At 37.9% G+C, this 26664-nt stretch carries 26 protein-coding genes and 3 pseudogenes; 15 read left to right on the top strand and 14 right to left on the bottom strand.

Going from position 1 to position 26664, the window contains the following annotated elements:
* The 5 genes and pseudogenes from AVJ19_RS14620 to AVJ19_RS14600 all read left to right on the top strand — a co-directional run.
* A pseudogene (locus AVJ19_RS14620) lies at positions 1-373 on the top strand (hypothetical protein); the annotation flags it as partial.
* Positions 370-678: a hypothetical protein gene (locus AVJ19_RS14615; RefSeq protein ID WP_111860396.1), complete on the top strand. Its 309-nt coding sequence runs from the start codon at positions 370-372 to the stop codon at positions 676-678. The pseudogene AVJ19_RS14620 and the gene AVJ19_RS14615, both read left to right, overlap by 4 nt.
* Before the next feature lie 57 nt (positions 679-735).
* Positions 736-960 (top strand): hypothetical protein, encoded by a 225-nt coding sequence (locus AVJ19_RS14610; protein ID WP_111860395.1) that lies wholly within the window; start codon positions 736-738, stop codon positions 958-960.
* Positions 960-1304 (top strand): hypothetical protein, encoded by a 345-nt coding sequence (locus AVJ19_RS14605; protein ID WP_111860394.1) that lies wholly within the window; start codon positions 960-962, stop codon positions 1302-1304. Before AVJ19_RS14610 ends, AVJ19_RS14605 begins: the two co-directional genes overlap by 1 nt.
* A gap of 37 nt (positions 1305-1341) precedes the next feature.
* A complete protein-coding gene (locus tag AVJ19_RS14600; RefSeq protein ID WP_111860393.1) occupies positions 1342-1617 on the top strand; it encodes a pyocin activator PrtN family protein in 276 nt (91 codons plus the stop codon).
* Here the strand turns inward: AVJ19_RS14600 and AVJ19_RS14595 are convergent.
* Positions 1601-2740 carry a tyrosine-type recombinase/integrase gene (locus AVJ19_RS14595; protein ID WP_111860392.1) on the bottom strand — a complete coding sequence of 380 codons (1140 nt, stop codon included), beginning with the start codon at positions 2738-2740 and terminating at the stop codon, positions 1601-1603. The genes AVJ19_RS14600 and AVJ19_RS14595 overlap by 17 nt on opposite strands.
* Before the next feature lie 173 nt (positions 2741-2913).
* On the opposite strand from AVJ19_RS14595, the pseudogene AVJ19_RS14590 reads away from it, so the two are divergent.
* Positions 2914-3368 (top strand): annotated as a pseudogene (locus AVJ19_RS14590) (DUF962 domain-containing protein).
* A 46-nt stretch (positions 3369-3414) separates the two neighbouring features.
* Here the strand turns inward: AVJ19_RS14590 and AVJ19_RS14585 are convergent.
* From AVJ19_RS14585 to rpsB, 6 genes are all read right to left on the bottom strand, one after another.
* Positions 3415-3732: an AzlD domain-containing protein gene (locus AVJ19_RS14585; RefSeq protein ID WP_111860391.1), complete on the bottom strand. Its 318-nt coding sequence runs from the start codon at positions 3730-3732 to the stop codon at positions 3415-3417.
* Positions 3729-4466: an AzlC family ABC transporter permease gene (locus tag AVJ19_RS14580; RefSeq protein WP_111860390.1), complete on the bottom strand. Its 738-nt coding sequence runs from the start codon at positions 4464-4466 to the stop codon at positions 3729-3731. Before AVJ19_RS14580 ends, AVJ19_RS14585 begins: the two co-directional genes overlap by 4 nt.
* A 78-nt stretch (positions 4467-4544) precedes the next feature.
* Positions 4545-5360, bottom strand: a complete 816-nt coding sequence (locus AVJ19_RS14575) for an AraC family transcriptional regulator (protein WP_111860389.1) — start codon at positions 5358-5360, stop codon at positions 4545-4547.
* An 87-nt stretch (positions 5361-5447) separates the two neighbouring features.
* Positions 5448-6041 (bottom strand): DUF3465 domain-containing protein, encoded by a 594-nt coding sequence (locus tag AVJ19_RS14570; protein ID WP_111860388.1) that lies wholly within the window; start codon positions 6039-6041, stop codon positions 5448-5450.
* Between the two features lie 142 nt (positions 6042-6183).
* On the bottom strand, positions 6184-7062 hold the full coding sequence (gene tsf, locus AVJ19_RS14565) for a translation elongation factor Ts (RefSeq protein WP_111860387.1): 879 nt from the start codon (positions 7060-7062) through the stop codon (positions 6184-6186).
* Positions 7063-7205: 143 nt separating this feature from the next.
* Entirely contained in the window at positions 7206-7955 is a 750-nt protein-coding gene (gene rpsB / locus AVJ19_RS14560) for a 30S ribosomal protein S2 (RefSeq protein WP_111860386.1), read from the bottom strand.
* Positions 7956-8174: 219 nt separating this feature from the next.
* On the opposite strand from rpsB, the gene map reads away from it, so the two are divergent.
* The 3 genes from map (at position 8175) to AVJ19_RS22690 (ending at position 10596) form a co-directional block, all read left to right on the top strand.
* The gene (gene map, locus AVJ19_RS14555; RefSeq protein WP_111860385.1) at positions 8175-9002 is read left to right on the top strand and encodes a type I methionyl aminopeptidase; all 828 of its coding nucleotides are present in this window, start codon (positions 8175-8177) and stop codon (positions 9000-9002) included.
* Positions 9003-9236: 234 nt separating this feature from the next.
* A complete protein-coding gene (locus tag AVJ19_RS14550) occupies positions 9237-10469 on the top strand; it encodes an MFS transporter (protein WP_416240584.1) in 1233 nt (410 codons plus the stop codon).
* Positions 10462-10596, top strand: a complete 135-nt coding sequence (locus AVJ19_RS22690) for a hypothetical protein (RefSeq protein WP_265736090.1) — start codon at positions 10462-10464, stop codon at positions 10594-10596. Before AVJ19_RS14550 ends, AVJ19_RS22690 begins: the two co-directional genes overlap by 8 nt.
* A 140-nt stretch (positions 10597-10736) precedes the next feature.
* Here AVJ19_RS22690 and AVJ19_RS14545 read toward each other — a convergent pair whose 3' ends face one another.
* Positions 10737-11648 carry a LysR substrate-binding domain-containing protein gene (locus AVJ19_RS14545; RefSeq protein WP_111860384.1) on the bottom strand — a complete coding sequence of 304 codons (912 nt, stop codon included), beginning with the start codon at positions 11646-11648 and terminating at the stop codon, positions 10737-10739.
* A gap of 105 nt (positions 11649-11753) precedes the next feature.
* Between AVJ19_RS14545 and AVJ19_RS14540 the strand changes: the two genes are divergently transcribed.
* Positions 11754-12620, top strand: coding sequence for a pirin family protein (locus tag AVJ19_RS14540; protein ID WP_111860383.1), 867 nt, complete (start codon positions 11754-11756; stop codon positions 12618-12620).
* Between the two features lie 374 nt (positions 12621-12994).
* Here AVJ19_RS14540 and AVJ19_RS14535 read toward each other — a convergent pair.
* The 3 genes and pseudogenes from AVJ19_RS14535 to AVJ19_RS14525 form a co-directional block, all read right to left on the bottom strand.
* Positions 12995-14016 (bottom strand): annotated as a pseudogene (locus AVJ19_RS14535) (ABC transporter substrate-binding protein).
* Positions 14013-15824, bottom strand: coding sequence for an allophanate hydrolase (atzF, locus tag AVJ19_RS14530; RefSeq protein WP_111860382.1), 1812 nt, complete (start codon positions 15822-15824; stop codon positions 14013-14015). Before atzF ends, AVJ19_RS14535 begins: the two are co-directional and overlap by 4 nt.
* Before the next feature lie 12 nt (positions 15825-15836).
* A complete protein-coding gene (locus tag AVJ19_RS14525; protein WP_111860381.1) occupies positions 15837-16277 on the bottom strand; it encodes a CopG family ribbon-helix-helix protein in 441 nt (146 codons plus the stop codon).
* Positions 16278-16740: 463 nt separating this feature from the next.
* Between AVJ19_RS14525 and AVJ19_RS14520 the strand changes: the two genes are divergently transcribed.
* The 3 genes from AVJ19_RS14520 (at position 16741) to AVJ19_RS14510 (ending at position 20151) form a co-directional block, all read left to right on the top strand.
* Positions 16741-18723 (top strand): esterase/lipase family protein, encoded by a 1983-nt coding sequence (locus tag AVJ19_RS14520; RefSeq protein WP_111860380.1) that lies wholly within the window; start codon positions 16741-16743, stop codon positions 18721-18723.
* Positions 18724-18936: 213 nt separating this feature from the next.
* Positions 18937-19668, top strand: a complete 732-nt coding sequence (locus tag AVJ19_RS14515; protein ID WP_111860379.1) for a sulfite exporter TauE/SafE family protein — start codon at positions 18937-18939, stop codon at positions 19666-19668.
* A 132-nt stretch (positions 19669-19800) separates the two neighbouring features.
* Positions 19801-20151, top strand: coding sequence for a hypothetical protein (locus tag AVJ19_RS14510; RefSeq protein ID WP_111860398.1), 351 nt, complete (start codon positions 19801-19803; stop codon positions 20149-20151).
* Positions 20152-20217: 66 nt separating this feature from the next.
* Here AVJ19_RS14510 and AVJ19_RS14505 read toward each other — a convergent pair whose 3' ends face one another.
* On the bottom strand, positions 20218-20805 hold the full coding sequence (locus tag AVJ19_RS14505) for a 1-acyl-sn-glycerol-3-phosphate acyltransferase (protein ID WP_111860397.1): 588 nt from the start codon (positions 20803-20805) through the stop codon (positions 20218-20220).
* 362 nt (positions 20806-21167) lie between these two features.
* On the bottom strand, positions 21168-22772 hold the full coding sequence (locus tag AVJ19_RS14500; RefSeq protein WP_111860378.1) for an isocitrate lyase: 1605 nt from the start codon (positions 22770-22772) through the stop codon (positions 21168-21170).
* A 656-nt stretch (positions 22773-23428) separates the two neighbouring features.
* Between AVJ19_RS14500 and AVJ19_RS14495 the strand changes: the two genes are divergently transcribed.
* Both AVJ19_RS14495 and AVJ19_RS14490 read left to right on the top strand, forming a co-directional pair.
* Positions 23429-24418 carry a LysR family transcriptional regulator gene (locus AVJ19_RS14495; protein WP_111860377.1) on the top strand — a complete coding sequence of 330 codons (990 nt, stop codon included), beginning with the start codon at positions 23429-23431 and terminating at the stop codon, positions 24416-24418.
* Positions 24419-24543: 125 nt separating this feature from the next.
* Positions 24544-25875 (top strand): hemolysin family protein, encoded by a 1332-nt coding sequence (locus tag AVJ19_RS14490; protein WP_111860376.1) that lies wholly within the window; start codon positions 24544-24546, stop codon positions 25873-25875.
* A 93-nt stretch (positions 25876-25968) separates the two neighbouring features.
* Here the strand turns inward: AVJ19_RS14490 and AVJ19_RS14485 are convergent, their stop codons facing one another.
* Entirely contained in the window at positions 25969-26472 is a 504-nt protein-coding gene (locus AVJ19_RS14485) for a hypothetical protein (RefSeq protein WP_111860375.1), read from the bottom strand.
* Positions 26473-26664: the final 192 nt, after the last annotated feature.

Raw genomic sequence — 26664 nt, 5'->3', positions numbered from 1 at the left:
GGCTTTGGTCAAAGAAGCGGATGCCAAGAATAACCAGTATCAAGAATTACTTGGTGAGTTAGTTGAACGCGCATCTGTCGCTCAATCACCTGCTGAAGCCAACGCACTTTACAAGTACACAATGCAGTGGTCTGAAGAACAACGTAAACCACTAATGATTGCTATCACTAAGCGTTTGAATGAATTGAATGCTGATGTTCAACCAATTGAAACACCACCATCATTAATGGTGCAGATCCAAAATGCACCCGACCTTACGGCTTTGGATGTCTTAGAGATTGATGTTGGTGGTCGCCATCCTGACATTCAATCAAAGTTGATGGGCTACATTCGTGCACGTCGATTTGAATTGGAGAATGGAGCTACTCAATGAAACAGGTTGTTAAAAGAAAGAACCTAGATGCATTTCGCATCTGGTTAGACAAACTGGGGTATCAAGTCAAATGCTTGAGTGGTGATGGCTTTACTGCTCGAACCAATGATCCAAATACTAAAAAATGCTTTCACTATGTATTGGTCACTGATTCTCTAGGCGGTAATGATGCAGCTTTTAGACTCGGTAAAGAATTTGAAGATCATCTTCGTGCGCCAGTCCAAACCTGCACAGAAAAAGCAGAAAAGGATATTCGCCAGATGGTGAAAGGAGATGGAAATGGAGTTTTGTCTTTTGTTGCTTGAAATTTTATTGGTAGTGAACGGAACGATTGTGATTAATTTTGAAGTATGGAGTTGGTAATGGATTCAGCTAAAGAGTTTCAAAGAGAGGTTGCAAGTAAGAATTTTGAGAATGCAAAAAATAAAGTGATCAAAGTTCTGCAAAATGAGCCATTTGGATTATCGGTAAGTCAATTGATGACGGCATCTAGACTGAGTGTAAAAACAGTTAAGGTAATTCTGCAAAGTGCTGAATTTAAAATTGAAAATGATATTTGCCTTTTGACATCAGGAAAGGTGGTGTGATGAAAATCAATCAATTAGAACCTGCGGAGATTATTCGTGATGACATGGGCACTTGGTCACACCCTGCATACATTGCTTACTTAGATGCACATCATATAAATGAGGAATCAATATCGGAGGAAGCATGGAACGCAATGCTTAACCATTTCAATATTGAGACAGTTATTTTCTTTTTAGAAAGCTCTGTTTCTAGTGATGATTGGGAAATCATGATGGATAGCTGCGACATCACCAAATGGAACCCAATTGCACCAAATGGATTTTTCTTAATTGATATTCACTTTGGCGAAGATGATGCTTATGCAATTTTTGCACGTGAAATTCGTGAAGTTGAGGTGGCGTGATGGAAAAGATTGCTTTATCCAAAAAGGAGGAAGGTTGATGGGAGTACTACAATTTTCAACTTATGATTTTTTGTTTTTAAAATTTCGAAGTGTCATGGTTAAGCTAACTGATGTGGCGGATGAGTACTATCCAACACTAAAGAAAACAACGATCAATAAAATGGCTAATGCAAACGAATTTCCATTCCCTGTTTTCAAAATGGATCAGAAAAGTCGTACTGCACCCTATTTTGTAAATATTAAAGATCTTGCTGATGCCCTTGATAAAGAGCATCAAACTGCTGCCAAAGATTTTGCTACATTTCACCAATGAGATGTAGCATCTCCTCAAATGTCATCACATTTCTTCGTATTTTTACGGACACATAACGTTGTAGACTAGACCAAGTATTATGCAATGTATATTGCTGCATCTGAGGGATCGTCATTCCTTGTTCTGCCAACCTTGTCGCCCCTTCATGCCTAAGATCGTGAAAACGTAAATCTTCAATACCTAGCAACTCGCAAGTCTCACTAAATTCTGTAGCAATAGATCCTGCACGTAAAGGAAATAAATATTTAGAATTACATTCAGCTAAAATCATTCTATTTCTATATTTTGGACTTAATGCCAATTCAATCAGTTTTTCTAATTGTTCAGAAACTATGAATTCCTTATGGTTTCCCTTTGATCCATTTGGATTTTTTAAATCTCGGACTTTGAAGACTTTATGTTCCCTGTCGTAATCAGCCAACTCAAGCCGTGTGATTTCTGCTTGCCTTCTGCATGAAAAAATAGCAAATAATATAAGAAGGTGCATTGGGTAGACAGATCTCCCACGATTCCATGTATTTGTAAAAAACTTTAATAATGTTTCAAGCTCCGATCTCTCATACAGCCGATCTCTTGTATTTCCTTTCGTTATTTGCCTAGTTTTCCTTAATTGCAATAAAGCATCAGATATTTCCATATACTTAATACTTACACCCCAAAGCAATCTGGCGTGATTCAAAACTGATTTTAAGTGCTGTAATTCATTTAAAATAGTTGATGGCGTAATCGGGTTTAGTCCAAGTTTTGGAAACCCTATTTTCCTACTTTTAACATGTTCTGTTATATGTATTGCACTCAGTTTTTCAGCGTACACATTGCTTATTGGTAGCTTTAATAAAATCCTTAATGAGCGAATAGTTGTTATTGAATACTGATCGCCAACCTCTTCTAAATACCGACTGATAAGTTGACCAATAGTAAATTTACCACCTTTATCTTTACCATTTAATATGTCAGGATTGTCTTGTATTTCAGCCTCACGCTTTTTAAGCCAATTTGAAGCTGTACGCATTGTTGCAAAAGTTTTGGATTCTTTATAAATAGTGCCTTGCCTATTTATTCGAATTTCAGCACGATAGCGGATAGTGCCATCTTTTAGATTTCGTTGTGAAATGGTACCCATATTTACGCCATTTTTCGAGAAATATGTAAGGTGTAAAAGTATGGCGTAAAACACAACTTATTAATAGCTATTAATGCGTATTAATGCCTGTTAATGAATAAGTAAAATAAAGATCAAATACTTGTATTTAAACAAAAAAATTACAAGTTATTGATTAAAAGGAGATATAGAGAATGTTAGACAAGTCAATTACTGAATGGTTTGATGAATACAGTGAAAGTCATCAAAATAAAACCAACAAAATGATCCATTGGGTATGTGTCCCTGCAATTTTATTTTCTATTCTTGGTATTCTTGCCCATTTTAGTGCCTTACTGACTGCTTTAATTATCGTACTCACTTTAGTTTTTTATGCACGTTTAGATTTAGTTTTAGCTGTAGCAATGGTTGCACTTGTAGCCGTTATGGCTTGGGTCATTTACTTACTTCCTGTTGGTGCAGGATTTTATGTGGGTGTCTTTATTTTGGCTTGGATTGGTCAATTTTATGGCCACAAAGTGGAAGGCAAAAAGCCATCATTTTTTAAAGACCTCCAATTCCTCCTGATTGGTCCTGTATGGTGCATGGATGCATATCTAGGTAAAGTATACTACCTAAATGGAAAACTCGCCAAAAACTGGCTTTTTAGCGCTATTTTGAATGAGTTGATTATTTTCAAATTAATCAGCTCATTTTCACCCATTCATCCAATAAAGCAACAAATAAAATCCAAGCAAAGCGAGCACCAAGTTCAGTATAAATTTCTGAGAATAAACTGCTAAAAAGATACACAATAAAGCCCCTAAAAAATAAGGATTTTCAGGTAAATTTCGCAGTTGCTCATGCTCAAAAAAAACCAAAGGAACACAAATTGCGGTCAACAAACATGGTGCAGAATATTGCAACATATTTGCAAAAACAGCAGGTAACTTGAACGAAATTTTTGGTTCAAGAAAAACATAACGATTTACAAATACAATGCTTGCCAAAATCAACAATAAAGTCCAAGTCATTTTGCTGCCCCTGTGTCTTTTACAAATCGCTTTGCACACAACATCGCTGCAAACATTCCCAAAAGCCCTGAACAAATTAAACCTGCTGAAAATTGATAATATTTAAAAAGTGCTGCTGAAATCATGGTGATCAACACACCGATAAATGTCGCTTTATTTTTAATCATTGGAACAATTATTAAAATAAAAACCACAACAATTGAAAAATCCAAATGTAATCGGTCCAGATTTGGAACTGTATTGGCAAGAACAATACCTATCAGGCTAAATAAACACCATCCCAAATAAAAGCATAATCCTGCTCCAAATAAATATGCGAAACGTAGCGACTTATTCACGGCACTTCCCACCGCAAATAACTCATCGGTTAATAAAAACCCTACTGCTAAACGCTGATAAATCGGTAATTTATGGATTGGTTCACGGAAATTTAAAGCATAAATCAAATGTTGGCTGGTTAAAAATAAAATCGTAATCACGATACTCACAGTTGATGCACCAGCTTTGAGCATGCCCAAACTGACCAACTGTGCTGCACCTGCAAAAATAATCGCAGACATTGAAAATGCCTGTGCAAAACTCAGTCCTGTTTCTATCGCCATTGAGCCTGCAAGAATTCCCCATGGTAAAACAGCAAGTGTTAGAGGAAAAATATCTCGCACGCCTTGTAAAAATGCCATTCGAGGATGCGTACTGAGATGTTGCGCTGATACGCGATGTAAAGAATGATCCATATCAAAATGACCATAAAAGAATAAACTTAGTCTGCCTATTCTGATCATGATTTCATTGTATAAACTTGCTGTATTGAATCAAAAATTTTGCATATATTGGGTAGGTGTGGTTCCCATCGCTTTTTTAAAATGTCGATTAAAATGACTTTGATCAGAAAAACCACAAGCATGTGCAGTTGCAGCAATACTCCAGCCTTGTTTTAAAAGTTGACGGGCTTTTTGCAAACGCAGTTGTACCAACCAGCTGTGTGGCGGCAGCCCTGTATGCTTTTTAAATTCTCTAAGAAAATGCCATGGACTGACATTGATATAGTTCGCAAGCTCTGTCAATGAATAATCATGCTCTGGTTTTTGGCACATCAAATCTTTGATGATGTGTATTTTATGATGAATTTCTGAATGCTGGATTGGTGTGACTTTGGCACGTCCATGACGCTGAATCAAATAGGCCAATGTGGATAAATACATGCTTTCCTTAAGTAAAGTATTGTCCTTTTGTTCCAATAAATCAAACAGTAATGATAATTGTTGTGCCAATCCAACATCATGCACTACGGCACTTGGAAACCACGGTACACTATTTTTATGGGTGAAAAAATCTTGTCCAACATCCAGCAACATTTCTGGCGTTGGATAAATGGCACGATATTTCCAGCCTGACTCCACCGCAGATGAACCCGTATGAATTTCATCTGCATTGACCAAAATAATGTCACCTTTGGGCGCAGTATGTAATTGTCCTGTACGGAAAAAACTTTGTGCTCCCTCTTCAATCACACCAATACAATAGCCTTCGTGTACATGCTTGGAAAATTGTTTGTGATGATATTGTGCCTTTAATAGCTCTAATCCACCCAGTTCCTCAAGGTGTAAATAACTGGCAAACTCCTGCATGCAAGCTTTCTTTTTAACAAATAACTAAATAAATTAGCATGTCTATATAGAAGATATAGAACAAAATTGCGCTATTTACCATTTAATTTATTGATAAGTTCGCCCCTGATGTTTTAACCAACCATCTGTATGACGCCCCTGCGGGTCATGATGAGTCCAATGCATCACACCGCCCTGTGCGCTGTATTCATATTCACCAAAAAATTCAACCGTATCGCCTTTCTTTAAGTTTTCGATACGTGGTGCCAAATCAATATTATGTGCCACCAATACAGTTAAACCATTGTCCAATGACAGAATAAATTTTTGATGACGTGAGCCTTCATTGTCATCACGTAACACTGCCTTAACCTGCCCTGCAGACTGTACCTGTACATTGCTGATTTTACGCTCAAAAGATTTGCGTATAACCTCAAGTCCGTGACGATTTTGACTGCTTTGATCAGCGTTCTGCCCCTGATGCTGAGCTGAATCAGTATGATCTGCGCCATTGGATTGCAGTTGCTCAGTTTTCTGCTGCCCTTTGTCAGAAGAATGCTGTTCTGCATGTGGTACTTGTGACGACTGTGATGACTGTTGACCTGTAGATCCATTATTCTGTTGGGTCAGATCAAAGCCAAAATATGCTGCTGCAAGAAATACAATTACACCGCCAATGCCCAGATTGGTTTTATTTGCCATACGAATGCTATTTAATTCCAGATTTTCTACATTATAGAAGAATGCTGTCTATACACCCAATTATTATTCACACTTCTATTCCGATAAAAACAAAAAACCCCTCAATTATGAGGGGTTCTTTCATTTTACTAAATCAGTAAAATTATTGCGCAGCAGCAGCTTGAGCAGCAGCAACTTCATCAGCAAAGCTCATTTCAGCTTTTTTCTCAATACCTTCACCTACTTGGAAGCGAACGAATTGAGCAACTGTAGTACCTGTAGCTTTCAGTACGTCAGCAACTTTTTTCTCGTTGTCGATTACGTACATTTGACGCTCAAGTACAACTTCGTTCAAGTATTTTTCAACTGAACCAGTCACCATTTTTTCAACGATATTTGCTGGTTTACCAGATTCAATCGCTTTCGCTTCTGCAATTTCTTTCTCTTTCGCGATAAGATCAGCAGATACACCTTCAGCATTTACAGCAACAGGGTTGAACGCAGCAACGTGCATTGCAATACCTTTACCAGTTTCAGCATCACCTGTGTAAGATACAACAACACCGATACGTAAACCGTGTTTGTAAACTGCAAGGTTGTCACCTTCAACGATTGTTGCACGACGAACTTGGATGTTTTCACCGATTTTTTGAACAAGAGCAATACGCGCTTCTTCTACAGTTGAACCGTCAGCAAGTTTCAATTCAGCGATTTTAGCCGCATCAGTTTCGTTTGCAGCTAAAGCAGCAGCAGCAACTTGTGCAGAGAAACCAGCAAAGTTTTCGTCTTTTGCAACGAAGTCAGTTTGGCAGTTTACTTCTAAAAGAAGTGCTTTGTTGCCTTCTTGAGCAATTGTGATTGCGCCATCAGCAGCAATGTTACCCGCTTTTTTAGCAGCTTTTGCTTGACCTGATTTACGAAGGTTATCAATCGCTAATTCGATGTCACCGTTTGCTTCTGTTAATGCTTTTTTGCATTCCATCATTGCAAGGCCAGTACGGTCACGTAATTCTTTTACCATGCTCGCAGTAACTGCAGTCATGTTGTTCTCCTAAATACGGTAGAAATATGAATTCTTTTAACAAAAACGGCCCAAACATTGAATCTGGGCCGTTTTGCTTTCTCGACGCTTAATTTGCCACCATTACATGTCGCAAAAATGACAAGCTTGCGTCAACAAACGCATTAAGCCTCAGGAGCTTCTTTCGCTTCTTCGCCTTTCGCTTGTGCATTCGCTTGAGTTTGAGCGTATTCTTTACCAGCAATAATCGCATCAGCCATAGCAGAAGCATAAAGAGTTACAGCACGAATCGCATCATCATTACCAGGAATAACGAAATCAACGTTATCTGGGTTAGAGTTTGTATCAACGATACCGATTACAGGAATACCAAGGTTCTTAGCTTCTTTGATTGCAATCGCTTCGTGATCAACGTCAATGATGAACAATGCGTCAGGTAAACCACCCATGTTCTTAACACCGCCAAGACCACGTTCAAGTTTTTCCATTTCACGAGTACGTTCTAATGCTTCACGTTTAGTCAGTTTAGCAAAAGTACCATCTTGTGATTGAGTTTGAAGGTCTTTTAGACGGTTGATTGACTGACGAAGAGTTTTCCAGTTAGTCAACATACCACCTAACCAACGGTGATCAACATATGGTTGACCAGCGCGTTGAGCTTGTTCACGGATGATGTTTGAAGCAGCGCGTTTAGTACCAACGAATAATACTTTGTTCTTTTTGCTTGCAAGATTGTTTACAAAGTTCAAAGCATCATTTAACGCAGGAACAGTGTGCTCAAGGTTGATGATGTGAATTTTGTTACGTGCACCAAAAATGTATTGACGCATTTTTGGATTCCAGAAGCGAGTTTGGTGACCAAAGTGCGCACCTGCTTGAAGAAGGTCACGCATACTTACGTTGTAATCTGCCATTTTCTTTACCTTAAAGTTTGGGTTAGGCCTCCATATGTCCGCATTCTCCACCCTTACGGGCACCCAGAGGAATGTGTCGACATATGTGCGGATTTTTAAATTACCCTGATCAAAATTTCCATTGTTTCTTTCAAAAAGAAAGTAACGAAAAGCATTTGATAATTTGGGCGGCTATTTATACCATAGTCACATACAAATTTCCAAAAGTTTTTAAAGATCATGAACAGTACTTACGAAGCTCCCCGTCGTTTAATCAAAACCGCAGATGAAATTGAAAAAATGCGCGTGGCGGGACGACTTGCAGCTGAAATTCTGGATATGATCAAACCGCATATCAAACCAGGTGTATCTACACTTGAATTGGATACGATTTGTCATGACTGGATTGTCAATAAACAAGATGCCATTCCTGCATGTTTAGGCTATGGTGCTGCACCAGGTCGTCCAGCATTTCAACATGTGATTTGTACATCTGTGAATCATGTAGTGTGTCACGGCATTCCATCAGAAAGTAAAATTTTGAAAAAAGGTGACATTTTAAATATCGATGTCACAGTCATTAAAGATGGTTATCATGGTGATACCAACATGATGTATATCGTCGGTGGTGAAACATCTATTCTTGCAGAGCGTCTGTGTAAAGTGGCTCAAGAAGCCATGTACAAAGGCATGGAAACCGTGAAACCAGGTTCGACCATTGGTGATATTGGCGCTGCAATTCAAAAATATGTCGAGTCAGAGCGTTTTGGCGTGGTTCGTGAATATTGTGGTCATGGTATTGGGACTGTGTTCCATGATGAACCTCAAGTTCTGCACTATGGTCAACCCAACTCAGGTATGGTGCTAGAAGAAGGCATGACCTTTACCATTGAACCCATGGTCAATGGTGGCGATTGGAAAACCAAACTTTTAGGGGATAAATGGACTGTGGTGACCAAAGATCATAGTTTATCTGCACAATATGAACATACATTATTGGTCACCAAAACAGGTGTCGAAGTTCTGACCGCACGTCCTGAAGAAGATTTATCTCGTTTTGGACAATAATTTTTAGCCAAAGCTTTCATTAATAGCATTTATTAATGAAATAAAAAGGTCACTGAAAAGTGACCTTTTTTCTTTAAAAATAAAAGCATATTGAAAATAATTGAATAAAAGTTAAAGCAATCATCTTATCAAAATCGTCTGCTGAATAACTTTATTTTATTGATTGTTAAATTTTTATTTTGTCGTTTTCGTGAATCCGATACAATCTTTTTAGCCTTATGCCATGGATGTTGTATGACTACTCACATAATTGATGAAACCAAATTCTCCAAACCATTGATCTATATGCTGATTGGCAGTGCCTTTGTACTCGCCTTATCATTAGGGATTAGGCATGGTTTTGGGCTATATCTTGTTCCAATGAGTCATGAGTTCAATTGGAATCATCAAGTCTTTAGCCTTGCCATCGCCATGCAAAACTTATTGTGGGGTGCGGTTCAACCCTTCACAGGTGCATTAGCCGATAAATATGGCAGTAAAATCGTCGTCGCTGTGGGTGGGGTGCTCTATACCATCGGTTTATTATTGATGTCGGTCAGCTCCGAAGCATGGTTATTGGATCTGAGTGCAGGTTTAATCATCGGATTGGCGCTTTCAGCCACCTCATTTTCCGTGTTGTTGTCTGCCGTAGGTCGTGCAGCACATCCGAGTAAACGTGGTATGGCAATGGGTATTGCAAGTGCCGCAGGCTCTTTTGGGCAATTCATCATGCTTCCAACCACTTTATTATTGATTAAAAATATGGGTTGGTCAGCTGCCTTGGTCATCAGTGCCATTTTAGTCGCATTGATCGTACCTTTGGCATGGATGCTTAAAGCGCCAATGTATACTGCACCAAATGCCAACGCCAAAGTAGCTCAACCTGCTTTGACATTTAAACAAATTCTAAAAATTGCATTTTCGCATAAACCGTTTCTATTTTTAGCTTTGGGCTTTTTAGTCTGTGGTTTTCAGGTGGTTTTTTTAGGGATTCATTTACCCGGTTATTTGGTTGATCATGGTTTTGATGCATCCAATGGTACCGTTTTCCTTGCGTTGGTCGGTTTGTTTAATATTGTTGGAACTTATGGTGCAGGTTATTTAGGGGATAAATTTTCCAAACCTCATTTGTTGATGTGGCTGTATGGCTTACGTGGGATTGCGATTGTGGCTTTTCTGATGTTGCCACTCAGTGTGTGGACGATTTATAGCTTTGGCATCATCATGGGTATATTATGGTTATCTACGGTTCCCCTGACCAATGGCATCGTTGCCAATATGTTTGGTGTGAAATATTTAACCATGCTCAGTGGTATTGTGTTTTTCACCCATCAAGTCGGTTCATTTTTTGGTGGTTGGTTGGGTGGTTTAAATCATGATTTAACAGGGAATTATAATATTATTTGGGCATGTTCGATTGCATTGAGTATTTTTGGTGTCATCGTCCATTTCTTTGTCAATGAGGAGGCTGTGGTTCAAGATGACTAATTCATTTTCATGGTTAAAACTTGGTATCACACTTGGGTTGATTGTTTTATTTACCCTTTCTGCGGTGCTTTGGCTCAGTACACCTGAACTTTTTGAATATTTTAATATGGCATTTTGTGCGCATTAACATGCTTATGATCAATAGCAACTGCCTGAAATATCGACCCCATTGATTTGAAAAATTCCAATCAGAATATGCCACCGAATCTGTTACGGTGGCTTGATCCATGTATTTCATCACATCAAAAAGCTAAAATTTAAAGATTTTTAATGCTCCAAATTCAAATCTTTAAACGCTGCAAGCAAATGCTCCAACACCGCCCGCACCGCAGGCAACATGCCTAAACGAGAAGTATAAACAATATAAATCACACCTTTGGGCAAATGCCATTCAGGCAGTAACTCAATCAAAGCCCCTTGTTTTAATTCTTCATGTACAAACACACGAGGCAATGAAGCAATACCAACACCTTTTAAAACTGCAGCTTTGATTGCTGTAAAATCATCCGTTTTCAATCTTGGCTGAAATTCAATCTCTTGCACCATATGAGGTTCATCGCACTGATGTAATGTCCAAAATGATTTGTGTGCATGAAAGCCGATACTTGGTAAATGGTTTAATTCTTCTATATGTTGCGGCACAATTGTATCTAAGAACAGATCAGGATGTGCAACCAATGCATGTTCCCATGCATCCAATTCACGTACAATCAAATCGCTGTCATCCAATGGTGTATTGCGAACCCGAATCGCAAGATCTATTCCCTCTTCAATCAAATCTACACGGCGATTGGTGGCGACCAAATCTACCCGAACCTGCATATTGTGTTGCATAAAATCAGCGATCATCTGCCCCACAGGCATCCCAACCAACGCAACTGGACAAGAAATCCGTACTAAACCTGTTGGTTCATCTGAAAATGTACTTTGAATAAAATTCTCCGCACTATTCACATCATCCATAATTTTCAGACAAAATTCATAGAACTGCTGTCCAACTTCAGTCACAGCAAATTTGCGGGTATTACGTTGAATCAGGCGTACATTTAAACGTGTTTCAAGCTCCGAAATGCGTCTTGATAATTTGGACTTGGTAATTCCCAAGGCTTCACTTGCTTTGGTAAAGCCCTGATATTTCACAACTTGTACGAAATAATAATAATCGTTAAGATTTTGCATCCATTGTCCTATAAATAGAAAAATCCGTTGCCATTTCCGCCCTGTAATCCACCACGCATGCCTCAATATTGATGATTAAGTGAAATACAATTTGAGGATATTACTATGAAAACTATTGAAAAAGTATATAGCAGTAACCGCAGCACATGGGTCGGTGATGGCTTCCCAACCAACTCAATGTTACCGATGAGTGAAATGGGGAATCAAACAAGTCCGCTTTTGGTTATGGGCTACACTGAACAATATCCATTCAGTCCGAGTGGCGATCATCAGCGTGGTGTCGGTATGCATCCGCATCGTGGATTTGAGACAGTAACCATTGTCTATGATGGAGAGTTACAACATCATGATTCTAAAGGCAACAGCGGTACGATTAGGAAAAATGAAGTGCAATGGATGACCGCAGGTCGTGGCATTATGCATGCGGAACATCACTCCAAAAATTTTGCACAAACAGGTGGAAATTTGGACATGATTCAGCTTTGGGTCAATCTGCCGAGTCATGCCAAAATGACTGAGCCACGCTATCAGGAATTGACTGAAAAGAATATTCCTGAAGTACAACTTGAACATGATCAAGGCATGATTCGTGTCATTGCAGGTCATTATGCAGATGGTCAACGCACGGTCAAAGGCCCTCCACACACCTTTAGTCCACTGAATTTGCTTGATGTTCGTTTAAATCAACATGCAAAACAGCATTTCGAGTTAAATCCAACATGGAATAACATCATCTTTGTGCTGAGTGGTGAAGTGAAAATTGATGGACAAATTTTCCATAATCTACAAACTGTATATTTAAGCCATGATGTCGATCAGGTTGAAATTGAGTGTTTGCAAGATGCCAAATTATTGATCATGAATGGTGAACCGTTAAATGAGCCTATTGTGGCGCATGGTCCATTCGTAATGAATACTGAAGCGGAAATTCAGCAAGCTTTTATTGATTTTCAAAATGGTCAGTTTGCTTAATTGAGTTGAGGAGCTAAAGTCAATTTAGCTCCTTTTTTGTTGCTTTGGTAAATTGCTTTTCGATGAATATTTAATACCAATCTATTAAATTAACTTTATATAAATTAGCCTCTTTTACTTTTCTGCACTAATTGCTTTAAACGTGGTGATGCTATCGTGAGGCGAGATGGATGTCGCCACGTTGGGTGGAGGTTTCAGGGATGAACCTCTCACCCAACAAAGGATTTTTGTTTCTTTTCATCCTTGAAAAGAATGGCATCGACTACGCAAAGTAATTTAAACTTTTCAATATATGTCGAGTCTGTGTAAACCTTTAATTTATATTATCTAATTTTGACCGAATGGTATAAATTCTCAAATTTTAGAATATCTACTCACTTCAACTCATCCAACAAACTTGGAAAAATCAATCCATCTGCATTGATTTCCGTTTTATAGACGCCATTTTGCACATTAAACTTATTGACATGGTAAGTTGAACCATAAATTGAATCAAAGCCTGCACCTTTGCTAAAGACTTTTTTATTGGCAGCCAAATCAAGTAAATGTGTTCCCGCTATAAACTGAGCATATTGTGTAGGATCAACTCCAACTTTATTTGCCATAACCTTTACAGCATCATCACGAGTGGCAGGATCATTGATATATTTCACCGTTTTATCCCACACTTGAATGATTTTTTCCACTCCTCTTTGTGTGCAGATAAATGACTCATATTCACTGTTAAAGTGTCATAAATTAGTCCTGGTTTATCCTTAGAACTATAAATAATTTTTGAACCTGCCACTGATTTTAGCGCTTGATTAGCAACAGGTTGCCACACGGCGATTGCAGAAATTTCAGGACTAGCAAAGACTTGTGGTAGCTCATTGGTCATCGAGTTCACCAATTTCACATCCCCTTGCTTAAACTGAGCATCTTCCAATGCACTAGAAAGTAACAAATGATCCACTAAGCCTTTTTCTACGGCAATTGATTTACCTTTTAAATCCTGAAGACTGTTAATTCCTTCTTTGGCAATAATGACATCATTGCCTGCGGAATAATCTGTTGCCATAATCATAATGCCTTGTGTACCGCCTGACGCAATCACCAAGTTATCGCCATTGGATACAGAAACTGCATCAAGTTGATTGGCTGAAAAAGCATTCATGGATGCTGAATAATCAAACCATTTAAATTCAACATTTAAACCTGCTTCTTTGAACCAACCTTTTTCAATTGCGACCTGCCAAGCCACCCATCCCGGCCAATCACTATAGCCAATGGTAATGGGTTGCGTATTGGTTGTTGTACTAGCACTACTTTGTTTTTCTGGCACTTTTGCTGTATTGTCACATGCACTGAGTAACAGTGTTGACATGACTGAAACAGCCATGAAAGTATGTTTGATCATGATACAATTTCCCCAATTGAATGACATTTAAATTTGCTATTGGTGGCTTGTAAAGAATGAATATAGGCACGCCATCCACCAAAATGGCTGATATTGGTCGCATCTGTAAGTGTATAGCCCTCACAAATAAAACCTTTCACCCATGTCCCGTCCGCAAGTTGCACATTACCAATGCCTAAAGGTGCAGGCACTTCTGCCACGATTGCACCAAAATTTGCCAGTGGAATATCCCAAACTTCGAGTTCAATGGCATTGCCACCCGTCTGTACACATTGCAAAGCGGGTTTAGGTGGTACAGTATTTTTAAGGGCAAATAATTGATAATGGGCTGCTGAAGTGGTCTTTTGTAATAACGTTCCCCCTCGTGTGGTCAGTTGGAAATTCAATGGCATTCCCGTGAGGTGTGCGCCAACCACTGCCAGTTGTATGGAATGTTGTGAATGAATATTGATTGTTTTTTTATAGGGTTGTGTCGATATCCCTAAGTTGAGCTGTATATGTGTTTGCCAAGTTTGTGCAAAATTTGCTAAAGCCTGATCCATCCACGCTGGTGCAATAAATGTCACACCACTTGGTAAAGCATCACCACGAATCACATTCGGCACAGCAATTGCTGATAAATCCGCAAAATTAACAAAATTGGTATATGCCCCCATGTGACTATTTTTCACAATTGGATCAGCTTCAACCTCCGCAATTTTATAAATGGTTGGTGAAGTCGGTACCATCAAGGCATCATAAGGTACTAAAGCCAAATTAATTTTTCGTGCTAATTCTGCCCGTGTATATTCTGCTTTTAAGGCATCTGTGGCTTGAAATTTATCCGCTTGGGCAATGATTTGTGCAATCACAGGATGCGCTTGTTCACGATGAATCATCCTTTCAACTGCAACCGTACGCTCTGCCACCCATGCGTCATTGTAGAGTGCTTGCGCCAACTCATTAAAAATAGAAAAATCAATTTTCTCTACTTGATAACCAAGTGCTTCCACACGTTCTATGGCGATTTGAAAGGCTTTTTCAGTCTCTACATCACCATAAAACTCAAGCTGCGCAGGAATAGCGATTTTACCTTTAGAAAATTGACTCGGCACATTGGCAGGATGTTGGCGTGAATAAGCATCATTTTCATCATAGCCTTGCATAATTTGTGCAACTTGCCATGCATCATCCACAGTTAAGGCAAAAATCGAAATCACATCAATAGTCCGACATGCAGGAATCAAACCTGTATTGGAAAACCAGCCTTTGGTTGGCTTCAAACCGACAATATTATTATGCCCAGCAGGTACTCGCCCTGACCCCGCTGTATCTGTACCTAAAGCAAAAGGAACCCGTCCATTCGCCACCACCACCGAAGAGCCAGAACTTGAACCACCACTGATATATTCTGGATTAAAACTATTTTTCACCGCACCAAAAGGTGAACGTACACCAACAAGACCTGTCGCAAATTGATCCAAATTGGTCTTGCCAATCACAATTGCACCTGCCGCCTTAAGTTTTGCAACCACAAATGCATCTTGCTGCGCCAAGTAACTTGCTTCTTTACAGGCAGCTGTCGTATGAAAACCTGCGACATCAATATTATCTTTCACTGCGAATGGAATGCCATATAAAGGCAAATCAGTACTATTTTTTTCAACCAAATACTCTATTTGCACCTGTAAAAGTTCAGGACTTGCTAATTCAATCCATGCATGATCATAATTGTCAATTTTTGCAACATAATCATATAAATCATTAATTTGAATCTGCTGTTCTGCATAGGCTATTTGCCAGTCTTGAATCGTCCATTGCTTTTGCATGGTAAATCGTCCTCATCTTTCACTATTTTGTAAAATGGGTGGCATGACCGCATCCATCAGTTCTAAATGCCCTTTAATCACGCCTTTGAGTGCAATAAATTGTGCTGAAATCTGTCGAAGTTCACTGCTCGCACCTTGCATCAACATCACTTGTAAAATCTTTTGCTCATCCAATTGAATGTGTAATGAGCTAATCACTTGTGTTAAAAACTGTTGTTGTAAATCAAAAAGTTGGTTACGTAAACTACTTTGCTCAAGGCGATACAATAAGGTCAGCGTTCCAACCATCACGGCATTTGAGCTGTCTTGTTCAGCAATCAAATGCTTATGAATCATGTCAACTATCGCTTGTGAACGGCTTTCATAATGTTGATCGACAATTTTTTGATCCAATGCGAACAGCGTCATTTCAGGCACTGTCACACTGACCCGTGCCAACTTAGTTTTCGGCACAGATTTATCCTTTTTGTTCTTGTTTAATATGTACGCCTGCCCGCACGCTAAATAATTCAACAATGAATTTTTTTAGCGGATGCATATTGCTTGTGCTTGTTGAAGTATTCATGTGCATCTCCCGTGGTATTACAAAACTTATTTTTGGTAATACTGAGAAATGCAGAAAGTGTGCCAATATTTAAAACAGCAATTTGCAGAGAAAATCGTAAAATAATAAAACTAAAATGCCTGCTTTTTGGGCAAACAGTTTTTAAAGCTGAAAATGTAAATGCAAAATGCATCTTTAAATGGCGAAAGCGTATTTTTTAAATCTGAGAATTTTTATGAATGAATAGCATTATTCTATTTGCTTTAAAATCCGATTTAAAATTTCATCTGCTGTATATAGCAATCCTGCCATGCACAAGCTATGCTGCATTGAAAAATGGCTGCTGATGACCTGATTTGTGAGTAACAAACCATGATAAATTTTGATCTTGTTAAAATAATTCGATTCAGTTTACTCAGCAGTATTGGCATAAGCTTGTTAAGTGCTTGTCAACTGGTTAAAGTCAGAACACATCATTTACAGTCATCATTAACCGAAAAAACAGATAATATCTTAACCAACAACCAACTCAGTGAAGCAACTCGCAGCTTTTTACGTTTACAAAATATCTCATCAAATCAGTGCTTAGCACAAATCGACAGCTGTATCGAACAACTCGCAAAAAATGATATTTTAGATAAAGACCAATTTTATTCTGCTGCCAGTGAGTTATATTTAAGCAAAGCCATTCACTTAAAAAAGCAAACTCATTGCAGCTCGCCCTTAGCTTTAACTTCAAAGCAAAATACAGCAACTACCACGCCACAGCAAAACTGCCAAGATCAGCAACTCGGTTATTTTGATCAAAGCTTACGTTATAGCTATGTGTATTTATTTTTATCTTCACAAACACCTGAAACACGTTTATTCGATCTACGTCAGGGACAAGTGCGAACTTTTTATAATGTAGCATTATCACAACTCATGACCAAAGCACATGAACGCTTTGCTTATCGTAAAATTCCTCAACAACTTAAACTTGGTTCATCCACATATCAATTTGACTTAGCCCATTATCCAACTTTACAAAATGCACAGATCAGCAAACTACAATCAAGCTATACCCTGAATTTTTCAGGCTTTTATAGCATTAACCGCCAAGAAGGTTTAGGTGCAGAGTTTGTGATGGTTAAAGCACTTCAAAATGAACAAAATGCCACAGCGACAAGTAATGTATTTCTTTTAGATCCTACACAAGCTTATAAAGATCGACCTAATCCCAATATCCATGAGGCACGTTATCTCCCTGTCAGCACTGTGGTACAACCTATCGATGCACAAAGTTCTGTGACTGATATTTTGTCAGGCAAAGCTGTATTTAAAGTTGAATTTTATGACCCGAATCTCTATAAAACTGCCCACATTCATCAGCATGATTACACCTTAACCGCTAATTATTCTGTGCCCTTTGGCTTATGGTTGGCAGAAAATAAACTCGGTTCAGCAGGGTATTGGACATTGCTCAATCGTGAAGAAAAATTACGAATGCCGCATTTGTATCAATTAGAACCTTATCAACCCAAGAAAAAAATTATTGTGATGATTCATGGTTTGGCAAGTAGTCCTGAAACATGGATTTCTTTGACCAATAATATTATGGGTGATACGAAACTACGTGAAAACTTTCAAGTTTGGCAAGTATTTTACTCCACCAATATGCCCATTTTTGAAAGTCGTTATCAGATCAATGCTCTACTTAATCAAGCTTTTGCACAAATCCAACCGAATAGTCCATCTGCCAAAGATGCTGTACTGATTGGACACAGTATGGGTGGCGTAATCAGTCGCTTACTGATCAGTGATGCGGATATTTCTGAGCGAGCAATTCCCTACATGAATTATGAACAACACACTCAATTACAGCGTAATCCTGTGATTCGTGAACGTTTTATTTTCAAACCATTAAAGCCCGTGAGTCGAGCAATTTTTATTGCTGCACCACATCATGGCACAGAGTTCGCTGATCGTTGGTTTACTAATCTTGCGAAAAAACTGGTCGTGCTACCAACAACATTTTTAAATGATGTCAATATTCAAATTCCACATCAAAAAAGCTCATCTGCGGGTTTAGTCCGTTCAGGTCCTGCCGATTTAAGCCGTGATGCTCGTTTTATGACCTTGACCACCCAAATTATGCCAGTGCCACTCATTCCTTATCACTCCATTATTGGTAATAAAACCCAAAGTCATGATCCAAATATCATGTCTGATGGTATTGTCCCATATAGCAGTTCGCATTTAGAGGGAGCAATTTCTGAAAAGGTGTTACAAGGTGGACACTCAATTCATGAAAAACCTGAAGTGATTTTAGAATTACGTAGAATTCTACAAACGCACTTATTACAAGCTAAATAACCTTAATGTTTATTTTGGCTGTTCCATCATCAATCATTCAAATCATATTTTTATGTCTGACATTTTGATTTTGTCCTAAATAAATTATTTCATCGCTTGAAAATACATTCATACAGCAAAATCCTTTAAAATGAACTTGCATTTAGATCTATGAAGTCGCATGTCTTATTCCGCATCCATTCAAATACATTTCCTCATTTCTTGGCATAACACATGACTTGGGTCATTTTTTGTCTTGGTGCAATGATTGCAGGTTTTGTACAAGGTTTAACAGGTTTTGCGTTTGCCTTGATCGCCATGTCATTTTGGATTTGGGTTCTACCCGCACAAGTGGCTGCACCTCTACTCGTCTTTGCATCGCTTTGGAGCCACTGCATTGCACTTAGCAAAGAACAAAAACATACACTCCCTTTTTCTTTGGCTAAACCTTATATTCTTGCAGGTTTGATTGGTGTCCCACTCGGTACGGCACTATTACATTATATTCACCAAGATATTTTTAAAATTATTTTAGGTATTTTTCTTATCTTATGGTGTCCGACCCTTTATTTTGCCCCTGAACTGCCACGATTAAAAAAAATGGGCAAAATTGCAGACAGTATCATTGGTTTTCTAGGCGGTGTACTTGGTGGCTTAGGTGGTTTTTGCGGTGCACTTCCTTCAGCATGGGTCATGCTAAAACAACTGCCTAAAGAACAACAACGTTATGTGCTACGCCATTTTAACTTCGCCATCCAATTATTTACATTACTCATCTACATCTGGCATGGCACTATCAATAGCAGCCATTTTCCTTATATTCTTGTCCTCATCATCACTGTTAGTATTCCTGCGATTTTAGGCGCACGCTTATTTTATAAAATATCTGAAATACAATTTAAACGAATCGTCCTTGGTTTATTATTCGCCTCAGGTGTATTTTTAAGCCTCTCTACTTTGTTTTAAATATTTATTTACAATTTAGAATGTAAAATGTAACAAAATACCGCCAATGTGCCAATTTTTAGGCAAACTTAGCTATTTAATTCAAATCATTAGGCATATAATTTTTGTCCTCATTTTTATATTATTTTTGTGATGAAATTCTCATTTTTGCTTGGTTTAAGCCTCATCTTAACCGCTTGTGCGATTGGTACATCTAGCGAAATAAAATCAGCAGAAAAATTGCTGAACCAATTTGAATGCAAAAATATAGAAAGTGCAGAATTAGCCCATAGCCCAATTACCTCTTATCACGAACGTGCTTTAGCAGTGAGTCGTGAAAAAGCAAGCTCTTATATCGACAGCTATAAATCAGGCGATGTATTATTTAAAATTCCTTTAGACCATGTTATACAACAACAATATGATGTCTATAAATCTGCATGTGAAGCTTTAGGTGGTATACAAAGTGAAAATACATCCACGCAAATCAATGAAAATACTTAAAAGTTAGTCATTGTTCAGCATAAATAATTAAAAAAAGACAGAGCAATCTCTGTCTTTTTACACATCTTATTCTTCTGAAAAATAACGCTTATCTACACTAAATAACTCAGGAAATTTCGGATTAATCTGTGCATAAAATGCCATGATTTCCGCCATATCTTTTTCATAATCCCCAGATGGATAAACAATTTTACCAATGCCTGTTTTCTTCTTATCATAATCCATATATGCCAGTGCAATCGGCACACCTGCATTCACCGCAACATGATAAAAACCTGTTTTCCATTTTTCTTGTTTGGCACGTGTACCTTCAGGCGTAACCAACATCACCAATTTTGGATGCGTTTTAAATAAATCTGTCATTAACTCGACCATACTTGGACGAGCCTCACCTTCTTTTTTTGGACTGCGATCAATACCTATGCCACCCATAGCACGTACAAATGGACCAAAAGGCAATTTCATATAGCTGTCTTTGATGGTCAATCGTACATTTACCCCTAATGCTTTTAATGCTAAACGTGCATATAAAGCATCCCAATTACTGGTATGTGGTGCAGCAATCATCACACATTGATCAATGGTTAAATCCCAATGATTATCAATCTCCCACCCCATTGCCCCAAGACTTTGTTCAGCTAATTTTTCGAACATCAAAACACCATACTTATAAATATAAAATTTTGCGGATTGTAACAATACCGCCATAATATAAAAATTTAATTCGCCTAATTTTCAAACAATTAAATCACATTTGTAAATTATCTTTTCCACACTGATTATTCTATAAAGCTTATGCTTAAATTCACAAAATTTTGTCTTAAATTTTGCATATATCGAGAATTAAGATTAAAAAATAGACCTGATACTTTTTTGTAATAATTCGTTTAAATGTGGCTTATTTCACATATTTTTGAAGTTTATCAAGACCCAATATAAATGATCTTTTCCTTATCAATATCCAGCCCACAAAAAACCCTGCTTTCGCAGGGTTTCTTTTTGAATCAAATCAGTGCTTAGTGAGCAGCAAATTGGTTCATTGTATTTTTAGCATCATCATGCGCTTTAAGAGCGTTGTCACCAGAGAAGATTTCTTTGTGATCATCACCGATGTCTGAACCAGCCATTGCTTGGTGTTTAACACAAGAAATTGTACCGCGGATTTCTTTACGTTGAACGCCAGCAACATAAGCAAGCATACCTTGGTCGCCGAAGTAACCTTGAGCAAGCTCATGCGTAGAAAGAGCAGCTGTGTGGTAAGTCGGAAGTGTGATCAAGTGATGGAACACACCTGCTTCACGAGAAGCATCAGCTTGGAATGTACGAACTTTTTCATCAGCATCAGCAGCTAATTCAGTTGCATCGTACTCAGCGCTCATTAATTTAGCACGGTCGTAAGCAGAAACGTCTTTACCTTCAGCAACCCAACGGTCGTAAGCTTGTTGACGGAAGTTTAAAGTCCAGTTGAACGATGGAGAGTTGTTATAAACAAGTTTCGCATTTGGAACAACTTCTTTAACACGGTTAACCATGTGAGCGATTTCTTCAACGTTTGGAGTCGCAGTTTCGATCCAAAGAAGATCCGCACCATTTTGTAAGCTAGACACACAGTCAAGTACAACACGGTCAATTTGAGTGTCAGCACGGAACTGATACAAGCCAGAAGCTAAACGCTTAGGACGGTGTAATTTGCCATCACGTTTGATCAAGATTTCGTCTTCTTGCGCTTCTTCGATGCTGATTTCAGTTGTATCTAAGTAGCTGATGTATTGAGAAGCGATGTCGCCTGGCTCTTTAACCACTGGGATTTTTTGAGTCAAGTCAGCGCCTTCAGAGTCAGTACGTGCAACGATGATACCGTCGTCAAGACCCATTTCTAAGAATGCATAACGCAATGCATGGATTTTAGCGATGAAGTCTTCGTGTGGAACAGTTACTTTACCAGCTTGGTGACCACATTGTTTAGCGTCAGATACTTGGTTTTCGATTTGTAGTGCACAAGCACCAGCTTCGATCATTTTACGAGCAAGTAAGTAAGTCGCTTCTTCGTTACCGAAACCAGCATCGATGTCAGCAATAATTGGCACAACGTGAGTTTGGAAACCGTCGATTTGAGCAGTGATTTCAGCAGCTTTAGCAGTATCACCAGCTTCGTTTGCTTTTTTAAGCGCACGGAACAAATCGTTTAATTCTTTCGCATCAGCTTGACGAAGGAATGTATAGATTTCTTCGATCAAAGCAGGTACTGAAGTTTTTTCGTGCATAGATTGGTCAGGAAGTGGACCGAATTCTGAACGAAGAGCAGCAACCATCCAACCAGAAAGGTAGATGTAACGACGCTCAGTAGTGCCGAAGTATTTTTTGTTCGCAATCATTTTTTGTTGCGCAATGAAACCGTGCCAGCAACCTAATGATTGAGTGTATTTGCTTGAGTCTGCATCATAAGCAGCCATATCACGACGCATAATAGCAGCTGTGTATTTAGCGATGTCTAAACCAGTTTTGAATTGGTTTTGCATTTGCATACGCGCAGCGTCTTCTGGGCTAATATCGCGCCAAGTTGCACCGAATTTTGCTTTTAATTCGCGGATTGCTTCAATCGCTGATAAATATGTAGACATGATATGTTCCTGTAATAATATTAGGATTTCATCCCATCGAATCGCTAAATCTAGTACTGTCTATTTGTTCAGATTTAGTACGCTTCGTTGTTATGAACTTAGCTTAGATTGACTCCTAAAATTAATCCAATATTTTGCGTTAATTCTCAGTATTTATTTAAAAAATATATAGATCAAAGTCTTATTATAATTATGTTTCAATTTATTAAATAATTGTTTTTTATATATTTAAATAAATATACTCATTGAATTTTTTGCTTACAATTAATACGATTCGTCCATTTTATCTGCATTAGACTTAAGTCGAGCTTGGTTACATTTTCCTTGCATACTTCCATTTTTAAATTTTCTAAGTATATATTTTAAGCAAAATAAATGCTGAACGAATGCTCTTTCCTTTTATCTCTCATTTTAGATGTTATTTATTTGCCTATTTTATTCATCATATTTTGCTGCTTTAAGAACAAGATCATATGTTCAATCGCTTGCAACATATTTTTTATGAATACGACTTTCTCTTAGCTAGCCTTTTATTTATATTTAATGGCTCAGCAATCAAAATCTAAAATATGTTTTTTCATCACGATTTAACACAAAACTATTTGCTTATGGCATAATCCTCGTGATTTTAAAAATTTATTTTCGGTATTTTTTATATGAATCTTGAGCGGGTTGATCTCAATCTCTTAATTTACCTTGATGTGTTGCTACGTGAAAAAAATGTTACACGTGCAGCAGAGCAATTAGGTGTCACTCAACCTGCAATGAGTAATATTTTACGCCGTTTGCGTAATTTGTTTAATGATCCACTCCTGATTCGTTCTTCTGAAGGGATGACCCCAACAGAACGTGCTTTAGAATTACAGCCTCGTATTCGTGATGCACTGTCTGATTTGTCGATGATTTTAGAACCTCGTACTGAGTTTCGACCTTATACCTCAAATCGTGTTTTCCGCATCATGACTTCAGATTATGCTGAAGCGACTTTAGTACCTCGTCTTGTAAAAGCTTTACGCTCTGAAGCACCGAATGTCGTACTTGACTTTCTAACTCCAAGTGATGTGTCTTATCGTGACATGGAACAAGGCAAAGTTGATTTGGCGATTAATCGTTTTAATGAAATTCCGCAAAGTTTCCATCAAGTTTTGGTATGGCGTGACAGCTTTTCATGTCTGTTAAATGGTAAGCATCCTGCTGCCAATAACCTCAACCTAAAAAGCTATTTAGATGCACAGCATATCTGGGTGTCTAAAACTGGAATGGGTGTAGGTTTCGGTGTTAATCCTGAGAAACAAGCAGGTTTAGGCTGGATCGATCAAGCTCTAGAACGTATTGGTCAAAAGCGTAAAATCTCTGTTTTTACCCGTCATTATCAAATGCCTGCTTTATTGGCATCCAATGTCGATTTGGTCGCAACACTACCAACCCGCATTGCACGTTTGCAAGCAAAAAGTCAAAATTTATTGATCAAAGACCCACCTTTTTATATTCCAGAGTTTGAGTTGAAAATGGCATGGTGTCCGCTACTGCATCATCATCCTGCACATCGTTGGTTACGCCAACTCATCCTCTATGTTGCTCGTCAAATGATTGAAGAAGAAAATCGTGAATTCATGTTAAATAATTCGCAGTTTTCACATTATTAATCATCTTAATTTATAAGATTCTGCATTTTCAGCTTATACTAAGCACCAAAGAGTATAATTAATTTATTCTCTTTGTGCTTTTGTGTTAAAAATATTCATAATAATCAAGATCCACAGGTGGATTCGTGAGCCTCTTTCAAAATATTATCATCATGGTACTCCTCATCGCAGGTGCTGGTTTTTTATCCTTAACGGAGATTGCATTGGCAGGTGCACGTAAAGTTAAGCTAAAAATCCTTGCAGAATCTGGTGATGAAAGAGCACAGAAAGTTCTTGATTTACAAGAAAATTCAGCAGATTTTTTTGCAGCCTCACAAATTGGTTTAAATGCCGTTGCCATCTTAGGAGGTATTTTAGGTGAAGGGGCTTTCCGTCCTTACTTCCTTGAATTTGTTTCACGTTTTTATACAGGTCCATGGGCAGACACGATTAGCTTCTCTTTGTCATTTACCTTAGTGACTTCATTATTTATTTTATTTGCAGATCTGATGCCAAAACGCTTGGCAATGATTGCACCTGAAAAAATTGCAGTTTCTGTCATTGAACCCATTCAAATTTTTATCGTAGTGTGTAAACCATTGGCATGGTTTATCAACATGATCGCCAATTTGTTATTTCGTTTATTTAAAGTCAATACTACACGTGATGACAATATCACTTTTGATGATATTTCAGCCGTCATGGATGCTGGTGCACAAGCGGGCGTTTTACAGAAACAAGAACACCATTTTATTGAAAATGTATTTGAACTTGAGGAACGTAATGTTCCATCTAGCATGACCACACGTGAAAATGTTGTATTTTTCACATTAAAAGAGTCTGAAGAAAGTATTCGCCAAAAACTTGCAGAATATCCTTATTCGAAGTTTTTAGTGTGCAATAACAATATTGATGATGTGATTGGTTATGTGGATTCTAAAGATATTTTAGTGCGTATTTTAAATAATCAATCTTTATTACAACTGAATGAAAACACCATTCGTAATGTTTTAACCATCCCTGATACTTTAACCTTGTCTGAACTGCTTGACCGTTTTCGTTCTACCAAAGAAAAATTTGCAGTGGTAATTAATGAATATGCCTTAGTGGTTGGTGTGATTACCCTTTCAGATATTATGATCACAGTAATGGGGGATTGGGTTACACCGATTGAAGAAGACCAACAAATCATTAAACGTGATAATAATTCTTGGTTGATTGATGGTAGTACACCAATTGAAGATTTAAAACATGCATTAGCACTTGATGAAATGCCTGATGAAGAAAACTATGAAACACTGGCAGGCTTTATGATGTACAAATTGCGTAAGATTCCTCGTCCTGCTGATACCGTAATTTTTGATGCTTATAAATTTGAAGTTGTAGATGTCGATCATTTTAAAATCGACCAATTACTGGTGACTCGCTTACTTGAAAGAAGTGAAGCCGAGCCAGCCACAGATGAAACAAATCAATAATATAAAAAAGAAGCTCTAAATTTAGAGCTTCTTTAAAGTAAACAATGAAAATGGACTATCTGATCCATCCAAAATGTTATTTCAAACTAAACATTAATGCTTTTCAATCAAACGATCTAATACTGCTTGATAATGAATATTAATATCTTCATCTAACAACTTATATGCACTATCAAATTGCACCATTGGCCAGCCTTCTTTCCAGAAAGGGAAAATATTATGCAAATCATGCGTGACTGTAGCATCTTCACGTAAAATCGCTTGTGCAACTTGCCCTAAAACTTGTGCTGTTTCCGCACCATCAATGGCTAAATAATCAATGCCTTTGGCTTTTAAAATACGAATACGATCTTTTTTATAACGAATTTTTTTCGCTTGTGCTTCATTTAAATGTAAAGCCATTGTTACTGCTTCAACAAACTTATCTTCAAAGCTTTGATGTAGTGCTACCAATGCTTGTTTATGTGCTTCCTGACGCCCTGCTTTTCCGCCTTCACGAATGATTTTTTGTGCTTCGATATTTAATTCGTCAGATTTCATTGACTGTAAAATATCTAAAATTTCAATATCGCTGAGTGATGCAGAAGAATCTGTCATGGGAGTCCTAAAAATACAAAAAAATTTGAATGCTTATTTTCGCATAATTTTAAAATTAAATCAGAGTTAAAATTTGAGAATTGTAGCAATGATATTCAACATTATATCTCTCAATCCAGATCATCTGTCCGTGTAAGTGGAATTCTCCTACACGGCACAGATTTAGAGGTTTTTAATCGTCAAATGCATCAA

Source organism: Acinetobacter sp. CFCC 10889, from assembly GCF_003268395.1.
Taxonomy (GTDB): Bacteria; Pseudomonadota; Gammaproteobacteria; order Pseudomonadales; family Moraxellaceae; genus Acinetobacter.
The sequence above is the reverse complement of the archived record's forward strand: the minus strand, read 5'-3'. Positions and strand labels throughout refer to the sequence as shown.